Origin of the sequence: Phascolarctobacterium succinatutens, from assembly GCF_023497905.1 — a bacterium.
Lineage (GTDB): Bacteria > Bacillota > Negativicutes > Acidaminococcales > Acidaminococcaceae > Phascolarctobacterium_A > Phascolarctobacterium_A succinatutens.
The window spans coordinates 282,651-300,066 of the sequence record NZ_CP097284.1; the positions used below are offsets into that span (position 1 = coordinate 282,651).

At 48.1% G+C, this 17,416-nt stretch carries 18 protein-coding genes; all 18 read left to right on the forward strand.

Going from position 1 to position 17,416, the window contains the following annotated elements:
• The first annotated feature begins 35 nt into the window (after positions 1-35).
• The 18 genes from M5E81_RS01375 to M5E81_RS01460 all read left to right on the forward strand — a co-directional run bounded on the left by M5E81_RS01375 (position 36) and on the right by M5E81_RS01460 (position 17,403).
• The gene (locus M5E81_RS01375; protein ID WP_249747686.1) at positions 36-956 is read left to right on the forward strand and encodes a hypothetical protein; all 921 of its coding nucleotides are present in this window, start codon (positions 36-38) and stop codon (positions 954-956) included.
• A 54-nt stretch (positions 957-1,010) separates the two neighbouring features.
• On the forward strand, positions 1,011-1,418 hold the full coding sequence (locus M5E81_RS01380; RefSeq protein WP_009144982.1) for an OmpH/Skp family outer membrane protein: 408 nt from the start codon (positions 1,011-1,013) through the stop codon (positions 1,416-1,418).
• A gap of 69 nt (positions 1,419-1,487) precedes the next feature.
• Positions 1,488-2,510 (forward strand): UDP-3-O-(3-hydroxymyristoyl)glucosamine N-acyltransferase, encoded by a 1,023-nt coding sequence (lpxD, locus tag M5E81_RS01385; RefSeq protein ID WP_009144983.1) that lies wholly within the window; start codon positions 1,488-1,490, stop codon positions 2,508-2,510.
• A gap of 15 nt (positions 2,511-2,525) precedes the next feature.
• On the forward strand, positions 2,526-3,416 hold the full coding sequence (locus M5E81_RS01390; protein ID WP_040564845.1) for a lysophospholipid acyltransferase family protein: 891 nt from the start codon (positions 2,526-2,528) through the stop codon (positions 3,414-3,416).
• A gap of 21 nt (positions 3,417-3,437) precedes the next feature.
• Positions 3,438-4,286: a UDP-3-O-acyl-N-acetylglucosamine deacetylase gene (lpxC, locus tag M5E81_RS01395; RefSeq protein ID WP_009144985.1), complete on the forward strand. Its 849-nt coding sequence runs from the start codon at positions 3,438-3,440 to the stop codon at positions 4,284-4,286.
• A 3-nt stretch (positions 4,287-4,289) separates the two neighbouring features.
• Positions 4,290-4,736 (forward strand): 3-hydroxyacyl-ACP dehydratase FabZ, encoded by a 447-nt coding sequence (gene fabZ / locus M5E81_RS01400; RefSeq protein ID WP_021720680.1) that lies wholly within the window; start codon positions 4,290-4,292, stop codon positions 4,734-4,736.
• Positions 4,737-4,913: 177 nt separating this feature from the next.
• Complete coding sequence (gene lpxA, locus M5E81_RS01405) at positions 4,914-5,720, forward strand: acyl-ACP--UDP-N-acetylglucosamine O-acyltransferase (RefSeq protein WP_249747687.1); 807 nt, start codon at positions 4,914-4,916, stop codon at positions 5,718-5,720.
• 4 nt (positions 5,721-5,724) lie between these two features.
• Positions 5,725-6,531 (forward strand): LpxI family protein, encoded by an 807-nt coding sequence (locus tag M5E81_RS01410; RefSeq protein WP_009144988.1) that lies wholly within the window; start codon positions 5,725-5,727, stop codon positions 6,529-6,531.
• A gap of 104 nt (positions 6,532-6,635) precedes the next feature.
• Entirely contained in the window at positions 6,636-7,772 is a 1,137-nt protein-coding gene (gene lpxB, locus M5E81_RS01415) for a lipid-A-disaccharide synthase (RefSeq protein WP_249747688.1), read from the forward strand.
• Entirely contained in the window at positions 7,769-9,502 is a 1,734-nt protein-coding gene (gene msbA, locus M5E81_RS01420; RefSeq protein ID WP_249747689.1) for a lipid A export permease/ATP-binding protein MsbA, read from the forward strand. The genes lpxB and msbA overlap by 4 nt, the downstream gene beginning before the upstream one ends.
• Positions 9,503-9,521: 19 nt before the next feature.
• Positions 9,522-12,053 (forward strand): tetraacyldisaccharide 4'-kinase, encoded by a 2,532-nt coding sequence (gene lpxK, locus M5E81_RS01425; protein WP_249747690.1) that lies wholly within the window; start codon positions 9,522-9,524, stop codon positions 12,051-12,053.
• Positions 12,050-12,784, forward strand: a complete 735-nt coding sequence (kdsB, locus tag M5E81_RS01430; protein ID WP_009144992.1) for a 3-deoxy-manno-octulosonate cytidylyltransferase — start codon at positions 12,050-12,052, stop codon at positions 12,782-12,784. Before lpxK ends, kdsB begins: the two co-directional genes overlap by 4 nt.
• Positions 12,785-12,798: 14 nt before the next feature.
• Positions 12,799-13,617 (forward strand): 3-deoxy-8-phosphooctulonate synthase, encoded by an 819-nt coding sequence (gene kdsA / locus M5E81_RS01435; protein ID WP_249747691.1) that lies wholly within the window; start codon positions 12,799-12,801, stop codon positions 13,615-13,617.
• Between the two features lie 15 nt (positions 13,618-13,632).
• Positions 13,633-14,607 carry a KpsF/GutQ family sugar-phosphate isomerase gene (locus tag M5E81_RS01440; protein WP_009144994.1) on the forward strand — a complete coding sequence of 325 codons (975 nt, stop codon included), beginning with the start codon at positions 13,633-13,635 and terminating at the stop codon, positions 14,605-14,607.
• Positions 14,607-15,185, forward strand: coding sequence for a KdsC family phosphatase (locus M5E81_RS01445; protein ID WP_249747692.1), 579 nt, complete (start codon positions 14,607-14,609; stop codon positions 15,183-15,185). The genes M5E81_RS01440 and M5E81_RS01445 overlap by 1 nt, the downstream gene beginning before the upstream one ends.
• Positions 15,185-16,087, forward strand: coding sequence for a lysophospholipid acyltransferase family protein (locus M5E81_RS01450; RefSeq protein ID WP_009144996.1), 903 nt, complete (start codon positions 15,185-15,187; stop codon positions 16,085-16,087). The genes M5E81_RS01445 and M5E81_RS01450 overlap by 1 nt, the downstream gene beginning before the upstream one ends.
• Positions 16,077-16,631, forward strand: coding sequence for an LPS export ABC transporter periplasmic protein LptC (gene lptC / locus M5E81_RS01455; RefSeq protein ID WP_249747693.1), 555 nt, complete (start codon positions 16,077-16,079; stop codon positions 16,629-16,631). Before M5E81_RS01450 ends, lptC begins: the two co-directional genes overlap by 11 nt.
• A 1-nt stretch (position 16,632) precedes the next feature.
• The gene (locus tag M5E81_RS01460) at positions 16,633-17,403 is read left to right on the forward strand and encodes an LptA/OstA family protein (protein ID WP_050787092.1); all 771 of its coding nucleotides are present in this window, start codon (positions 16,633-16,635) and stop codon (positions 17,401-17,403) included.
• Positions 17,404-17,416: the final 13 nt, after the last annotated feature.

Here is a 17,416-nt window from a genome sequence, read left to right on the forward strand (position 1 = left end):
TTTACGGATGGACAGCAATGTTATTGGAGGCAGGCATGAAGAAGAACAAGCTGGTAAAAATAAGTGCTATTATTGCAGCTGCTCTGCTGATTTCGGCATGCAGTACCAATGTCCGGGGACCGCAGGAAAAAATTGCTGTTATCAACTGGGAGCAGGCGGTAAGCGCCCATCCTCAGTATGCTAAGCTGGAGCAGGGTGAAAAAATTCTGCAGGATTTGCTTAATAAGCGTAAAGGTCAGGAAGAGCTGGCCAAGGCGCAGCTAAGCAGCCTGAATAAGCTGCGCAGTTTGCGGCAGCTCAGCCAGCAAAGCTTTATGGAGGCGGATTTCAATACCCGTATGGTAGAACAGAGGGAGATTGAAAATGCCAAGCTCCAGAAGTTTGTGGCACAGGCTGAGGCAGATGCTGACAATCAGCTGGCTGCACGCAAAAAAGATGTCGAAGATGCCTATAAGCTGAAATTATTTAATCTGCGGGCTCTTCTGGAGGCTGTTAAAATGAAGCCTGATGAACGTCAGGCCGTTGAAAAACAGCTGCAGGAGCTGCAGAAAGAGCGCGGTGCGCAGATTGCCGAGCTGCAGGCGGAAAAACGCCGTCTGGTTGATGCTAAGGTACTGCCGTATAAGGCAGAAGCCGAGCAGCGGATACGTGATATGGCGCAGCAGCAGCATGCTCAGGCTATACAGCAGCTTAAATCGCCGGAGGAACGCGACAAGGAAATGCTTGACGCAGCACCGAAGGCCTTCAATAATGCACTGAGTATTATAGACAGAGAAATTGATAAGCAGCAGGAAAAGAACGATAGCCTGAAGAAGCAAATCAATCAGGATATCGAAAGCCAGGCTGTGAAGCTGGCGCATGAGCGCGGCTATACTATTGTTTTCAATAAGTTTAGAGTTAATATGAAGGCAGAGGATATTACCGCTGCTATAATAAAGGCCCTGAAAAAGGCATGATATTGTTAAGTGCCCGGGCCTGATATGAGCTATAATTAAGTGAGGTTAAAAATTATGAAAAAAATTATTGCCGGTCTGATGATTGCAGCGTCTATGTTTACTTTCGGCTGCAGCGGACGTAATGCTGATTTTGGTACTGTTGATATGAGCAAGATTGAAGCAGAAGCTCCTATCGTAAAAACAACTCAGGAAGATGTAACTAAAAAAATGACCGACCTGAAAACCCAGATGGATAAGGACATGGAAGGCAAAACCGGCGATGATGCCAAAAAGGTTGCCGAAGATTACGGTGCAAAAGCTAAGCTGATTCAAAGCGAAGCACAAAATAAGCTGAAGGCCAGCTTGGATACTGCTCTGAAGCAGGTTTCCGACGAGAAAAAGCTGGGCGCTATTTTAGACAAGCGTGCCGTTCCTCAGGGCGGTACCGATGTTACCGGTGACGTAATTGCAAAAATGAAATAAGCAGCACCCTGAAGCGGGCGGATAGTCCGTCCGCTTTTTGCGTAAGCGGCTTTATGGTGGAGGTATGAAATGGAGAAGAGTGTACAAGAATTAGCAGAATTTTTAAAAGGCACGGTAGAGCATGATAACCCCGAATTGCGCATTACCGGCGTTAACGGACTGGTTGAGGCAGGACCGAAGGATATTTCCTTTGCGGTGCCGCCGCATGTAGAGCACTGTCATCTCAGCAAGGCCGGCGTAATGGTTCTCAGTTCCGAAGACCCGGAGCTTGACGGACGCCCTGTTATCAGAGTTGCCAACCCGCGTGCAGCCTTTGCCGCACTGCTGGAGCTGTTCCGTCCGCAGGAAGAGGTTGAGCGTGTTATCAGTCCTTATGCTTATGTATCCAAGAAGGCAAAGATTGGCAGCAATGTTGCTATTCAGCCCTTTGCTGTTGTTGAGGATGATGCCGAAATCGGCGACGGCTGCGTAATCTATCCGCATGCTTATGTCGGCAAGCGCGTAAAAATGGGCAAGGATTGTACCATTTATCCTAATACCACTATCCGTGAGGACTGTGTACTGGGTGACAGAGTTATTCTGCAGTCCGGTTCTGTAATCGGTGGCGACGGCTTTGGCTATATTACCCAAAACGGCAAGCACAGCAAGGTGCTGCAGACCGGTAATGTAGTGCTGCAGGATGATGTAGAAATCGGCAATAACACCTGTATCGACCGTGCTACAGTTGACAGCACTATCGTTGGCAAGGGCACCAAGATCGATAACCTGGTACATCTCGGCCACAACGATATCTTAGGTGAAAACTGCCTGGTTGTTGCTCATGTAGGTATTTCCGGCAGTGTAACCGTAGGCAACAATGTTACCTTTGCTGGTCAGGTTGGTACTGTCGGTCATATTACCATCGGCAGCAACTGCGTCTTTGGCGGCAAAACCGGTATTACCAATAACGTTCCTGACAATTCCGTTATGGGCGGCTTCCCTGCAATGCCTATGAAGGAATGGCTGCGTCAGGAAGCAAATCTGCGCAAGGTGGGCGATATGCTCAAGCGCGTCAAAGCTCTGGAAAAGGAATTGGCAGAGCTGAAAAAATAATAGGGTGGTGAAAGCTTGTTAGGTTATTATATAGTCAAGCTTTTTAGTAAATTTATGTGCATCTCCCCCATGTTGCTGCGCAAGCTGGTGGCAAAATTCCTGGGCAGCGTAGCAGTGGCGGTTGTACCGCGCTGGCGTATGCAGATGGCAGAGGCCAATATCCGCGAATGCCTGGGGGTTGACGAAGCAAGAGCTGCGGAAATCGCTGCAGACAGTCTGCATCGCTTCGGCCGCATGGTCGTTGAGGTTATGCGCTTCCCGCTGCTGAATAAGGATAATATTGACAAGAAGGTAAAGGTAGAGGGCCTGGAATATCTGGAGGCTGCTTATGCTCAGGGCAAGGGCGTCATTATGGCTACAGGTCACTACGGCAACTGGGAGCTTTTGGGCGCTACCGTAGCGCTGCACGGTTATCCGATGCTTTCTATTACCCGTAAGCAGAACAACGGTCATATGGATAAGCTTATCAATGAATTCCGCCAGATGGTGGGACAGAAGGTTACCTATAACCGTGGCGAGCATGGCCTGCTGGCTATCAGCCGTATGCTGCGCGAAAAAAATCTTCTGGGCATCCTTTATGACCAGGATACGAACGACGATGGCGTACGTATCGACCTGTTCGGCAAGGATTCTGTTATCCCTATGGGACCGGCGGCGCTTTCGCGTATTTACGGTTCGCCGATTTTACCAATCTTTTTGCACAATAATACAGATGGCACCTGTACGGCTAAAATCTATCCTCCCTTGTACACCCCGAAAACAAAAAACAAGGAGCAGGATTTTTATGCGGTAACCCGTGAGCTGGTGACAATACTGGAGCATGAGATTATTGCGCATCCGGAAATGTGGTTCTGGGTGCATGACCGTTGGAAAGACGGACGCCAACGTTTTGGCAGAAAAAAATAAATTTGATAAAGGAGGAGCAAAATGACCGAGCAAAAAAAGGAATACCAGCATACAATTGCTAAAGAGGTATCCTATTCCGGCATTGGTCTGCATTCCGGCAAGGATGTGCTGATGACACTGAAGCCGGCTGAGGCTGACACAGGTATTGTCTTCGTCCGTACCGATTTACCGGGCAGACCGGAAATAAAAGCTTTGCCGGAGAATGTAAGCTCCACGGTAAAGGCAACAACACTTAGTGCAAACGGTGCTGAGGTTTTTACGGTTGAGCATCTTATGGGTGCGCTGTCTATGATGGCGATTGACAATATCCGTATTGAAATGTCTTCCCCGGAGCCGCCGGTAACCGACGGCAGTGCCAAGGTTTTCTGCGAGCTGATTGAAAAAGCAGAACCGATGCAGCAGGAGGCAGAGCGTCATATATATGCCGTTGACAAAGCATTTTCCGTTTATGACAATGACCGTTATATCGTTATTTTACCTTATGACGGCTACAGAATTTCTTTTACATCCATTAACAGTCATCCGATGCTGGGAACCCAGTATTTCGATATCCTGCTCGATAAGGAGAGCTTTAAAAAGGATATTATGGCTGCCAGAACAGTTGCTTTTACTTCCGAGCTGGAAATGCTGCGTAAGATGGGCCTGGGCCTTGGCGGTTCGTTAGAGAATGTAGTTGTTTTTGATGATGAAAAAATTCTTTCGGTTCCGCGTTTTGACGATGAACTGATCAGACACAAGATTCTTGATGCCATTGGCGATTTGTATCTGCTGGGACCGATTAAAGCGCATGTTATTGCCGTAAAAACCGGACATGCGTTTAACTCGCAAATCGCTAAACAAATTCAGGCTTACAGAACAAAGGGGGAGTAATAAATGACAGTATTAGATATTAACGAAATTAAAAAGATCCTGCCGCATCGTTATCCGATGCTTTTGGTTGACCGCATTCTGGAAGTTGAACCTATGAAACGCGCAGTAGGTATTAAAAACATTACCGCTAATGAAATGCAGTTCTTAGGTCATTTTCCTAATGAACCGATTATGCCCGGTGTTCTGCTGATTGAGGCTATGGCTCAGGTTGGCGGCGTTGCTATGCTGTATCCGGAAGAAAACCGCGGCAAGATTGCTGTTTTCGCTAAAATAGACAATGTACGCTTCCGCAAGCAGGTTGTGCCCGGCGACCAGGTTGTAACCACCGCTGAGGTAACTAAAATTATGCGCGGCAGCATGGGTATCATTCATTGCGAGGGTAAGGTTGACGGCAAGGTTGCCTGCGAATGCGACTGCACCTTTGCTATTATGGACCCGAAAGAAAATTAATCAGCAAAATATAAAAAAGGCTGTAATTGATAGTATAAGCGAGCAATACAGCTAAAATTAATGCTAAATTCATTTAACTGTGGTTTTTGTAATGTTAAAAATCGTGGATGCCTGTGATTATAGTATTATATTTGTATTTAATTGCTTGATTAACATCTTGTTTGGGGAGTGAAAATAATGAGTTCGGTTATTATGCCAACCAATGGTATCCATGAAACTGCAATCATTCATCCGTCTGCTAAAATCGGCAAGGACGTAAGCGTAGGTCCTTATGCTGTTATCGACGAAGATACGGAGATTGGCGACGGCTGCGTGATTGGCGCACATGTGACTATCCATCCATATACTAAAATCGGCAAGAATTGCCACTTTTTCCCGGGCTGCTCTATTGGCGCAGTACCGCAGGATTTAAAATTTGTAGGTGAAAAAAGCTATACCATTATCGGTGACGGCGGCAGCTTCCGTGAATGCTGCACTGTTCACCGTGCATGCGGTGAAGGCAACGAAACCCGTATCGGCAATAACATCCTGATGATGGCCTACACCCATGTAGCACATAACTGCATCGTGGGCAATAATGTTATTATGTCTAACGTTGCAACAATTGCAGGTCACGTTATCGTTGAGGACCGTGCTGTTATCGGCGGCTTGTCTGCAGTACACCAGTCCTGCAAGATTGGCCGTAACGCAATGATCGGCGGTATGGCACGTGTAACCCAGGATGTTCCTCCGTTCATGATCTGCGCCGGTGACCCCGCTTTTGTTTCCGGTCTGAACAGCGTAGGTCTTTCTCGTGCAGGTATGCCGGTTGAAGAACGCAGCGAGCTGAAAAAGGCTTTCCGCATTCTTTATCGCAGCGGTCTGCCGCTGCAGGAAGCAATCAGCACTATGGAGCAGGAGCTGACAAGCTCTGAGCCTATGGAACATCTGATGCGTTTCCTGCGTAATGTAGAACGCGGCATCATCCGTACACGCAGAGGCTAAGGCTATGGAGGTGCTGGGCGTACTTTCAGGTGTCGGACATCTGCCGGTAGAGGTAGCACGCTCAGCGAAAGAGCTGGGTTACCATGTTGTCGCTGTAGGTGTTGTTCCCGGTATTGACGAGGAGCTGCCCGGCAGTGTTGATGTTTATTACGATATCAACATCGGCAAAATCGGCAAGATTATTTCTACGCTGAAAAAAAATAAGGTTACCAAGGTCACAATGATCGGCAAGGTAACAAAGGAAGTTTTGTACAAAGCAGGCAGGATTGTTCCTGATCTGCGGGCGATAAAAATTTTGGCCACCATTCCGGACCGCAAGGATGATACTATCATGAATGCGATTGTCAAGGAGCTGGAGGACGAAGGCATTGAGGTTATGGATCAGACCTTATTGATTAAACCGCTGCTGCCGCCGCCCGGTGTTCTGACCAAGCGTAAGCCTACGGAGGCAGAGCTTGCGGATATGGAATTCGGTTTTGAGATGGCCAAAGCCATCGGCGGATTGGATATCGGTCAGACCGTTGTTGTAAAAAATCGTGCCGTTATGGCGGTAGAAGCGATTGAAGGCACTGATGCCTGCATTCTGCGCGGCGGTTTTTTAGGCAAGGGCGGCGTTATCGTAGCCAAGGCTGCCAAGCCGAAGCAGGACCAACGCTTTGATATTCCCGGTTTCGGTACGACGACGATTGAATCAATGATTCACGCCGGTGCTACAGGAGCTGTTATTGAAGCAGGTAATACTATCATTCCGGAGCGCGAAAAGGTGATAGCGCTGGCAGATGAGCATAATATTACCATTCTTGTAAAATAAATATCGGAAAAATTTCGTATTTCTTAGCGGCTGATAGCTTATGTCAGCCGCTTTTTGTGTTATAATATATACTGAATATATATAGGTAAATGCAAGGAGACATCATGGCGAAAATATTAATATCTGCCGGAGAAGCCTCTGGCGATATCCATGCAGCTGCTGTGACTGCTGCTATAAAAAAACTTGATAGCAAGGCCGAGGTTTTTGGTATGGGCGGCGACGCTCTGCGCAAGTCCGGCGGCGAGGTGCTGTGGGACATTAAGGACCACGGCGTAATGGGTTTTGTGGAGGTTATCCGCAAACTGCCTGATTTATTCCGTCTGCGCAGTGATTTTGCGCGCATTATGGACGAACGCAAGCCGGACTGTCTGGTAGTTGTCGATTACCCCGGTTTTAATATGAAGCTGGCTAAGCTGGCTCACGATAAAGGAATTCCCGTTGTATCATATATTGCTCCGTCGGCATGGGCCTGGAACAAGGGCCGTGCCAAAAAGGTTGCGAAAATAGTGGATAAGGTTGCCTGCATCTTTCCTTTTGAATACGATGTGTACAAGGAAGCAGGTGCTCCCGTAGAGTTTGTAGGTCATCCGCTGCTGGATATTGTACATCCTACGATGACCAAGGCTGAGGCTGAAGCCTGGGCCGGCAAGCAGCCCGGCAAAAAACTGATATTGCTGATGCCCGGCAGCCGTCTGATGGAAATTGAAAAAATGCTGCCGACGCTGCTGGCAGGTGCAAAGCTTTTAAAGCAGCAGTTGCCTGATGTGCAGTTTGTTATGCCGCGCGCTAACACAATTCCGCTTGCTATGCTGCAGGAAAAAATTGCGGCGTATGGCATTGAGGTAAAAATTACCGAAGGCCATAACTATGATTTGTTCAGTGTAGCGGATTTGGCGCTGGCTACCAGCGGTACGGTAACGCTGGAGGCTGCTTTGTGCGGACTGCCGAGTGTTATTGTTTACCGTACTTCCGCACTGAATGCTTTTATCGCGCGTTTGGTAATCAATATCCCCAATATCGGCTTGCCGAATATTGTTGCGGGCAAAACGATTATGCCGGAGCTGCTGCAGGAGGACTTCACCCCGGAAAAATTAGCGAAAACTGCAGTAGAGCTTTTGCAGCCTGAGCGTCAGGCACAGCTGCAAAGCGATTTGGCATATATGAAGCACAGACTTGGTGAACCCGGTGCGGTAAACCGCGTTGCTCAATTAATCTTAAAAATAACTGAGGAGAGAAAATGAATTTATACCTTCGAGCATTGAAATATGTAAAAGCCTATTGGATGCGTGCGCTGGCAGCGCTTATCTGCACCGGCATTGCCTCCGGCTGTACTGCTTATCTGCCTTGGGTTATCAAGGATATGGTAGACCAGGTTCTGCGAGATAAGGATACATCCATGCTGAACTATATTGTAATCAGCATTGTGGTTGTTTTTATTATCCGCGGTGTTTCCTATTACGGACAAAGCTATCTGATGAACTATGTCGGTCAGCGTGTGATTATTGATATCCGCAGGGATGTTTTTGAAAAGCTGCAGCGTTTAAGTATGAGCTTTTATGACAAGCATAAAACCGGTACCATTATGAGTTATGTTACTAACGACGTTAATGCGTTGCAGTCCGCGATGGTAGAAAACGTTGTGGAAATGTTTACCGAAAGCGTTATTCTTATCGTATCTATCGCTATGATGCTGTATCTGGACTGGAAGCTGTTCCTCGTAACCTTTGCAACCTTCCCGGTTGTACTGTTCTTCATTGACAGCTTCGGTAAGCGCATCCGTAAATCCGGCAGCCGTATTCAGGAGGCTGCTGCTGACATTACTTCTGTACTGCAGGAGGTTGCTTCCTCTCCGCGTGTTATCAAATCCTTTGTGCGCGAAGGCTATGAGGTAGAGCGCTTCGACAAGGAAAACATGAACAACTTCCGCGCCAATATGAAGTATGCGCAGCTTTCTTCAACGCTCACCCCGACGATTGAATTTGTTGCGGCTGTCGGCGTTTCCATTATTCTCTGGTACGGCGGCAACAGCGTTATCAACGGCAGCATTACCGCAGGCTCTCTGGTAGCCTTCCTGACCTATGCTGTTAATATTTCTAACCCGATTAAACGTTTAAGCCGTGTTATCGGCAATATTCAGAAGGCATTGGCTGCAGCGCAGCGTGTTTTCGACGTATTGGATTTGCCTGAGGTTATAAAAAATGCACCTGATGCCAAGGCTCTGCCGAAGGTAAAAGGCGATGTACGCTTTAATGATGTAAGCTTTGCTTATAACGAAAACGAAGAAGTGCTCAGCCATGTTTCCTTCGAGGTTAAGCCCGGCGAAATGATTGCCTTTGTCGGTCCTTCCGGTGCTGGTAAGTCTACAGTAGCCAGCCTGTTGCCGCGTTTCTACGATGCGACTAACGGCAGTATTACGATTGATGGGCAGGATATCCGTAAGGTTACGCTGGATTCCCTGCGTGAGCAGGTTGGTATTGTACCGCAGGAAACAGTGCTGTTCAACGGTTCTGTTTATGATAACATTCTTTACGGACGTCTTGATGCGACACGTGAAGAGGTAGAGGCTGCAGCGAAGGCTGCGAATGCCCATGACTTTATTATGCAATTGCCTAACGGCTATGAAACAATGCTGGGTGACCGCGGTATGAATATTTCCGGTGGTCAGCGTCAGCGCATTTCTATTGCCCGGGCAATATTGAAGAACCCGCAGATTCTGATTCTCGACGAGGCAACCTCTGCACTCGATACGGAAAGCGAGCGCGTGGTACAGGAGGCTCTGGACCGCCTGATGGTAGGCAGAACGTCCTTTGTTATTGCGCATCGTCTTTCGACGATTAAAAATGCTGATAAGATTATGGTTTTGGAAAATGGCCAGCTTATCGAGCAGGGTAACCATGATGAGCTGATGGCTATGGACGGGCTGTACGCGCATCTGTATAAGATTCAGTATCGCAGCAAGGAAGTCAAGTAAGGCGAAAAGAGGTTAGTAAATGTATATACTCTACAATATTCTTATTTTAATAGTGCTGGTAATTTTTATTGTCCCCTATTACACTTACCGCCTGTTTACAGAAAAAGGCTTCGCCTTGCGCTTTAAGCAGAGCCTCGGTTGTGTAGATGAAGAGGATATTGCCAAGGTTGCCGGCAAGGACTGCGTATGGATTCATGGTGCATCCGTAGGCGAAATTGTTGCCACCAGCCCGCTTGTTAAACAAATCCGCAAGGAAATGCCCGAGCGCCCGGTATTGGTATCTGCCTTTACCGTAGGCGGTTATAACATGGCCAAGCAGATTATTCCCGAAGCAGATGCTATTATCTACTTCCCGCTGGATTTACCGTTTGTTGCGGAATCTCTGGTCAAGCGTATTCACCCCGGTGTCTTTATGCCGGTAGAAACAGAGCTGTGGCCTAATTTCCTGCGCGCTATCCGCGAACGTCATATACCTGTAATGATGGTAAATGGCCGTATCTCCGAAAAATCCGTAAAAAATTACAAATATCTTTATGGTATCTGGGATGATATGCTAAATACTGTAACCCGTTTTTGCATGCAGTCCAGCATTGATGCCGATTATATTGCGCATCTCGGTGCCGACCGCAGCAAAATCTTTGTTACCGGTAATACAAAATTTGACCAGACCTATGCGGAGGTTACGCCGGAGGATTTGGCGAAATACCGCTTTGAGCTGGGATTGAAAGAGGATTATCCTATTATCGTTGCCGGCTCTACGCATCCCGGCGAAGAAAAGGTGCTGTTTGAATCCTTCAAGTGCATCCGTAAAAAATATCCGCATGCACGTCTGATTATCGCACCGCGTAAAACTGCCAGAGCAGATGAAATTGCCAAGCTGGCAAGCCATTACGGCTATGAAACAGGCTTCCGCTCCAAGATGCTGGAGAAAAGCGGTGAGCGCAAGGAATATCCTTTGCTGATTATCGATACCATCGGTGAGCTGGGACGTATTTATGCTGTCGGCGATGTTGTGTTCGTCGGCGGTTCCTTCAGCAATACCGGCGGTCATAACGTACTGGAGCCTGCTGCCCATGCCAAACCGATTCTCGTCGGCCCGAGCATGCAGAACTTTAAGGATTCCTATGCACTGTTGAGCAAGGTTAAGGCCTGTAAGATGGTTAACAATAATGATGAACTGACGAAGGAAATGCTGGATATTCTGGGCAATGACGAGCGTCGCACGCAGATGGGTGCAGCTTCCCTGCAGGTTATCAAAGAGAACCGCGGAGCGGATGTGCGCAGCATCCATTATCTCAAGGAACTGCTTGATTTAACTGCTGTGCCTGCCCGTGAATACAAAAGCTATCCGATTAATACGCGTAACCTGACGGATGAAGGCGGCGGACGCCTGCGTCACGGTGATGCGATTATCCAATATGTTATGCAGGTTGCCTATGGTCCGGAAACTCCGTTCTTCGGCTGGCTGTTGCTGGCAGTTCTGCGTGGCATGTCTTATTTATACGAATTCGGCGTTTGCTGCAAGCTGTCTATGTATAATTGCGGCCTGCTGCACAGAGAAAAGCTGAACTGCTGCGTTATCTCTATCGGTAATATTACCGTCGGTGGCACCGGTAAAACTCCTACCGCCCAGAAGATGGCGGCAATTATCAAGTCTATGGGCTATCGCGTTGTTATCCTGAACCGCGGCTACCGTTCGCATTGGGGCAAGGAGCTGGGCGTAGTTTCCGACGGCAATAAGATTTTCATGACTGCCTATGAAGCAGGTGACGAAGCTTACCTGATGGCTAAGACTTTGCCGGGTATTCCGGTAATCATCGGCAAAAACCGTGCCGTTACCGGCCGTTATGCCGTTGAAAAGCTGAATGCCGAGGTTATCATTATGGACGATGGCTATCAGCACTGGCAGCTGGAGCGCGACCTGGATGTCGTCTTGGTAGATACGCTGAATATGTTCGGCAACGGCTGTGTGCTGCCGCGCGGTACTCTGCGTGAGCCGCTCGAAAACCTGAGCCGCGGCGATTTGTTCCTGCTGACCAAAACCGACCAGAGCAGCAAGCTGAGCCGCATTCAGCTGCGTCATACTATTGCCAAATATAATGACAAGGCACCGATAGTAGAAAGTATTCACCATCCGAAAAACTTTGTGGAAATTGCCGACTGGTACAAGGGTATTTCCGAAAATATCAAGGATCTGGAAGAGCTGCGCGGCAAGGATGTTATGGTTTTTTCTGCAATCGGCAACCCGTCATCCTTCGAACAGACTCTCTCCAGTATCGGTTTGAATATCATGGAGGCTGTACGCTATCCAGACCATCACGATTACGGTATGCTGGAAATGCAGTACATCAACGAGCGTGCCAGCAGCCTAAAGGCTGTAGCAATGGTTACTACAGCGAAGGATGCTGTTAAGATACCGACTGAATTTATTTATTCTGCCCGCGAAATTCCTTTGTATATCCTGAATATGGATATCTGCATTACCGAGGGCATGGATAAGTTCAAAGAATATATTGATCATGCCATTAAAAAGGAGCTTGATAAAAAATGAAAGTTTTATGCGTAATTCCCGCACGTTATGCTTCTACCCGTCTTCCGGGCAAACCGCTTTCCCTGATTGCAGGTAAGCCGATGATTCAGCACGTTTATGAGCGTGCCTGTCAGGCTAAGCTGCCGGACGAGGTAGTTGTAGCTACCGATAATGAGCTTGTCAAAAAGGCTGTAGACGGCTTTGGCGGCAAAGCTATGATGACCTCTCCCGACCATCCGAGCGGTACCGACCGTCTGGCTGAGGTAGCTTTGAACTATCCCGATGTTGACGTTATCGTTAACGTACAGGGTGATGAGCCGATGATTCCGCCTGAGGTTATTGACCGCCTGGCTGAATGCTTTACCGGTGACAGCGAGCTGCAGATGGCAACATTGAAGGTTGCTATGAACGAGGAGGATTACAACAATCCTGCTGCCGTAAAGGTTGTAACCGACCTTAACGGCTATGCACTGTACTTCTCCCGCAGCCTGATGCCGTATCCGCGCAATAAGCCGGAGGGGTACAAGGTTTACAAGCATGTAGGCATTTATGCTTACCGCCGCAGCTTCCTGCTAAAATATGCAGCACTGCAGCCGACACCGCTGGAAAGAGCGGAAAGCCTGGAGCAGCTGCGTGCACTGGAAAATGGTTATAAGATTAAAGTTCTGGAAAGCGATTTCCAGGGCATCGGTGTTGATACTCCCGAGGATTTGGCAGCAGTCAATGAGCTGTTTGCTAAAATGAATAAATAAGCTGGAGGATACTTATGCAAATCGTTAAAGTTGGTAATTATGAAGTAGGTCAGGGCCATCCCCTGATGCTGATGGCCGGTCCCTGCGTGCTCGAAGGCTATGAGCGCAGCCTGATGATTGGTCAGCGTACAAAAGCAATCTGCGACAAGCTGGGCATTCCCTATGTATTTAAGGCTTCCTTTGATAAGGCTAACCGTTCCTCTTATGCTTCCTTCCGCGGACCCGGCATTGAAGAGGGCTTAAAGCTTCTGGCACAGATTAAAAAAGATCTTGGTGTTCCTGTTGTAACCGATATCCACGAGCCCTGGCAGGCTGAAAAGGCTGCCGAGGTTGTAGATATTCTGCAAATCCCGGCTTTCCTGTGCCGTCAGACCGATTTGGTTTATGCAGCTGCCAAAACCGGCAAGACTATTAATGTAAAAAAAGGTCAGTTCCTGGCACCTTGGGACATGAAAAATGTTATCAAAAAGGTTGAGGAAGCAGGCAATCATAACATTATGCTGACCGAGCGTGGTGCAAGCTTCGGCTACAACACACTGGTAACCGATATGCGCGGTCTGGCCATTATGCGTGAGCTTGGTTATCCCGTAGTTATGGATGCTACTCACAGCGTACAGATTCCCGGCGGCCAAGGCACCTCCAGCGGCGGTCAGAGCCAGTATGTTCCGCATATGGCACGTGCTGCTGCGGCTGTAGGCATTGATGCACTGTTCTTAGAGGTGCATGATAATCCGGCAGAAGCACTAAGTGACGGCCCGAATATGGTTAAGCTGGACAATCTGGAAAAATTATTGACCGACGTGCTGGCAATCGACAAGATTGTACGTGGCTAAAGGTAGGGTGATAACATGGAAGCAATGCTAAAGCATGCACAGGATGTTCTGCGCATGGAGGCAGAAGCAATTTTAGAGCTGGTGCCGCGTGTAGATGAAAATTTTGCTGCGGCAGTAAAATTGATTTTAGATTGTCAGGGCCGTACCGTTATTACTGGTATGGGTAAATCCGGCCTGATCGGCCGCAAAATGGCTGCAACCTTTGCCAGCACCGGCACACCGTCCTTTTATCTGCATCCTGCAGAGGGTATTCACGGTGACCTGGGCATGGTTACGGAAAGCGATGTTGTTATTGCTCTCTCCAACAGCGGTGAAACAGGCGAGGTTTTGAATATCCTGCCGTCCTTGCGCCGCATCGGTGCCAAGATTATCGCTATGGTTGGCAAGCCTGATTCAACACTTGGCAAGAATGCCGACGTTGTACTTAATGTAGGTGTCAGCAAGGAGGCCTGCCCGCTTGGTCTTGCTCCGACAAGCAGCACGACCGCAGCGTTGGCGTATGGCGATGCGCTGGCTTTGGCGCTGCTCAAAAAGCATAACTTTACAGCAAGTCAGTTTGCTATCTTCCATCCGGGCGGCAGCCTGGGACGCAAGCTGCTTCTGACCGTAGGCAGCATTATGCATAAAGGCGAGGAGAACCCGACTGTGCTGGCAGATACCAAGGTACAGGATGCTTTGTTTGTTATTACCGACAAAGGTCTGGGTGCTGTATCCGTTGTTGATGCGGACGGTGTTATGCAGGGTGTGCTTACCGACGGCGATATCCGCCGCGGTCTGAGTAAGGGTGTTGATTTCCTGCAGCGTCCTGTTTGCGAGCTGATGACAAAGGCTCCGAAAACTATTACCGAAGACAAGCTGGCAGCACAGGCTCTGCATCTTATGGAAAGCAACAAGCCGAAACCGATTACCGTGCTGCCTGTTATTGACAAAGATAATAAGGTTATCGGTCTGCTGCATATGACCGACCTTGTAAGGCAAGGAGTAGTATAATGGTAAGCTGGTTAGATGATGCACAGGATGAGGATGACGAATTTATAGAAGCAGCTAAAGCAATCAGACTGCTGGCATTGGATGTTGACGGTGTGCTGACCGACGGAACTATCTATATTGCGGCAGACGGAGAATGCTTTAAGGGCTTTAACGCAAAGGATGGCATGGGCATCAGCTGTGCCCTGCACAATGGTCTTGATGTAGCAATTATTACCGGACGCAAAAGCGAGATTATCCACCGCAGAGCCGAGGAACTGGGCATAACAACCATTATCGAAGGCGCGAAGGATAAGCGTGAAGCGCTGCGTTCCTTGAGAAGGCTGCGCGGACTGTCGGTAGAAGAGGTTGCTTATGTAGGCGATGACCTCAATGATTTGCCGGCCTTTGCCGAGAGTGGTCTGACATTTGCTCCCAATGATGCTGCAGAAGATGTGTATGATGCAGCTGATATCGGTTTGGATAATCCTGGCGGCAGAGGTGCTGTCCGCGAAGCAATAGAGTATATTTTAGCTGCTCAGGATAAATGGGAAAAAATTGTTGCTTCATATGAGCAAGCTGGACAAGGAGATAGACAATAATGTGGCTTTATTATTTATTAAAAACAATGAGTACCGTAATTTCCTGGCTGCCCTATAAGGCAGTTGTGGTTATCGGTAAGGGTATGGGCCACCTCTATCATAAAATTGCCAAAAAGCAGCGTGTGCGTGCTGAGGAAACTATCCGAGAGCGTTTAGGTTATAGTCAGGAGCAGGCCGAGGCTACAATCAAATCGCTGTTTGTGAAGCTGGGCATAACCTTTATGGAAATTATGTACATGCCGGCGTTGAACAAGGACAATATCCGCGGTCTGGTAACCTTTGACCGTCCGGAGGTTCTGTGGGATGCACTAAAGGAGAAGCATGGTGTTGTCATGCTGGCCTGCCATATGGATAACTGGGAATGGCTGGGCGCTGCACTGGCGCTGAACGGCTTCCCGCTGAGTGCGGTAGAAAAACCGCAGCCTAACCGTGTTTACAGCGATTTTATGAATGAGCTGCGCAAGGGCGTAGGCCAAGAAATTTTTTCGCGTGGTACAAGTGAAATCCTCGGCTGTGCGCGTGCTATGAAGAAGGGCCGTATGCTGGGTCTGATAGCTGACCAGGACGGCGGCTATGATGGCATCTTCGTTCCTTTTTTGGGCAAGATGGCATCAACGCCTAACGGACCGGCATATTTTTCCCGTAAATTCAAAGCACCTATTGTGCCGATTTTTATAGTACGTAAGCCTGACGGCTATGGCCATAAAGCGATTGTACGCGACCCTATCCATTATGAATTCACCGGCGACCAAAAGCTGGATGATTATAATGTTACCCTGAAAATGACTCAGGAAGTTGAAAAAATAATCAAGGAATATCCTGATAACTGGTTGTGGTTCCAGCATCGCTGGAATACACCATACACCCCACAGGAGGAGGAAAAGCAGCCAGATGAAAAATAAGAAAGTAATTCTGTCAGTATTGGCAGGCATTGTAATTGCCGGTGCAATTATTGCCTGGCTGATGCTGAGCGGCGATAAACCTATAACTGTAAAACCGGGTGATGGTGTTACAGCGCAGATTAATGCTTCCTTAAAAAACAGTATGGTTAAAAGGGAAAAGGATGGCAAAAAGCTGTGGGAGTTTACAGTAGAAGAGGTTGTTAACGATAAGGATAAAAACACAGCCTATCTGAAGGGCATCAAAGGCAAAGTTTATCGTGCGGACGGAAGCTTTATCGATATTTCTGCCGATAAAGGCAGTGCCGGCATGAAGAGCAATGACTTTTTCCTGGAGGGTAATATTAAGGCTGTACTGAATACCGGCGGCGAGCTTTATGCCGATAAAATAAGCTGGAATCAGGAAAAAGAGCTTATTACGGCAACAGGACATTTTAAAATGCATAAGGATGCCTATACCGCAACTGCGGATAGTGCTGTAACTACCAGTGCTTTTAAGCATATTAAGCTTAAGGGTAATGCTAAAGTGGAGAAAGGCGGCGAATAAGATGGCTTACAAAAATAGATTACTGCTGACAATGGCTGCAGCCATGCTGGCAGCAGGCATAACAGCAACTGCTTTTGCAGCTCCCGGCAATTTCAGCGTTCAGGCTGATGAGCTGGAGTATGACCTGGGCAGCGGTGAAGCTGTAGCAAAAGGAAATGTTGTACTGATGCAGGATGGCGGCAGAGCTACTGCCGATTATGCCAAATTCAACAGCAAAAGCAAGAGCGGTGTTTTAACCGGCAATGTTATTGCCGACCGTGATGATGCACATATTGTGTGCAATGAGTTTATAGTGCATAATGAAAATGATTTGTCTGCCGTAGGCGGTGCCATGATTACCAAGGGCGGCAAAAGCCTGAGCTCTGACAGAGTTGATTATTACAAGGCGCGCGAATTTGCCGAAACAATCGGCGGCTGGGCACGTCTTACCGACAGCGACGGCAGTGTGCTGAATGCGGCAAAGATTGATTATAATATGGCACAGGGAGTTGCCAATGCATACGGTGGTGTTGATATCCGCAGTGATGCACGCAGCCTGACTGCTTCTGCTGACAGTGCAGTCTACAAAACCGATAACAGCGGTTATGTAGAGCTTATCGGCAATGCCAAAGCAACTCAGAACGGCAACAGCGTTGCCGGCGATAAACTGCGCCTTACCAATACCAACGTGGCTATTGCCGACGGTAATGTAGATATTATCTATATTCCGGAAAAGCAGCCTGCGCTGCCCGGTAAAGAAAAACAGGGCGCAGATGATAAAGCTTTAGCCTAAGAAGCGGAGGGCA

Bases quoted from the DNA above. Each gene is read 5' to 3' on its own strand.
- msbA (WP_249747689.1), top strand. From the start codon at position 7,769: ATGAATTTATACCTTCGAGCATTGAAATATGTAAAAGCCTATTGGATG.
- M5E81_RS01440 (WP_009144994.1), top strand. From the start codon at position 13,633: ATGGAAGCAATGCTAAAGCATGCACAGGATGTTCTGCGCATGGAGGCA.
- M5E81_RS01460 (WP_050787092.1), top strand. From the start codon at position 16,633: ATGGCTTACAAAAATAGATTACTGCTGACAATGGCTGCAGCCATGCTG.
- M5E81_RS01380 (WP_009144982.1), top strand. From the start codon at position 1,011: ATGAAAAAAATTATTGCCGGTCTGATGATTGCAGCGTCTATGTTTACT.
- M5E81_RS01450 (WP_009144996.1), top strand. From the start codon at position 15,185: ATGTGGCTTTATTATTTATTAAAAACAATGAGTACCGTAATTTCCTGG.
- M5E81_RS01375 (WP_249747686.1), top strand. From the start codon at position 36: ATGAAGAAGAACAAGCTGGTAAAAATAAGTGCTATTATTGCAGCTGCT.
- M5E81_RS01445 (WP_249747692.1), top strand. From the start codon at position 14,607: ATGGTAAGCTGGTTAGATGATGCACAGGATGAGGATGACGAATTTATA.
- M5E81_RS01410 (WP_009144988.1), top strand. From the start codon at position 5,725: ATGGAGGTGCTGGGCGTACTTTCAGGTGTCGGACATCTGCCGGTAGAG.
- lpxC (WP_009144985.1), top strand. From the start codon at position 3,438: ATGACCGAGCAAAAAAAGGAATACCAGCATACAATTGCTAAAGAGGTA.
- lptC (WP_249747693.1), top strand. From the start codon at position 16,077: ATGAAAAATAAGAAAGTAATTCTGTCAGTATTGGCAGGCATTGTAATT.
- lpxA (WP_249747687.1), top strand. From the start codon at position 4,914: ATGAGTTCGGTTATTATGCCAACCAATGGTATCCATGAAACTGCAATC.
- lpxD (WP_009144983.1), top strand. From the start codon at position 1,488: ATGGAGAAGAGTGTACAAGAATTAGCAGAATTTTTAAAAGGCACGGTA.
- lpxB (WP_249747688.1), top strand. From the start codon at position 6,636: ATGGCGAAAATATTAATATCTGCCGGAGAAGCCTCTGGCGATATCCAT.
- lpxK (WP_249747690.1), top strand. From the start codon at position 9,522: ATGTATATACTCTACAATATTCTTATTTTAATAGTGCTGGTAATTTTT.
- kdsA (WP_249747691.1), top strand. From the start codon at position 12,799: ATGCAAATCGTTAAAGTTGGTAATTATGAAGTAGGTCAGGGCCATCCC.
- kdsB (WP_009144992.1), top strand. From the start codon at position 12,050: ATGAAAGTTTTATGCGTAATTCCCGCACGTTATGCTTCTACCCGTCTT.
- fabZ (WP_021720680.1), top strand. From the start codon at position 4,290: ATGACAGTATTAGATATTAACGAAATTAAAAAGATCCTGCCGCATCGT.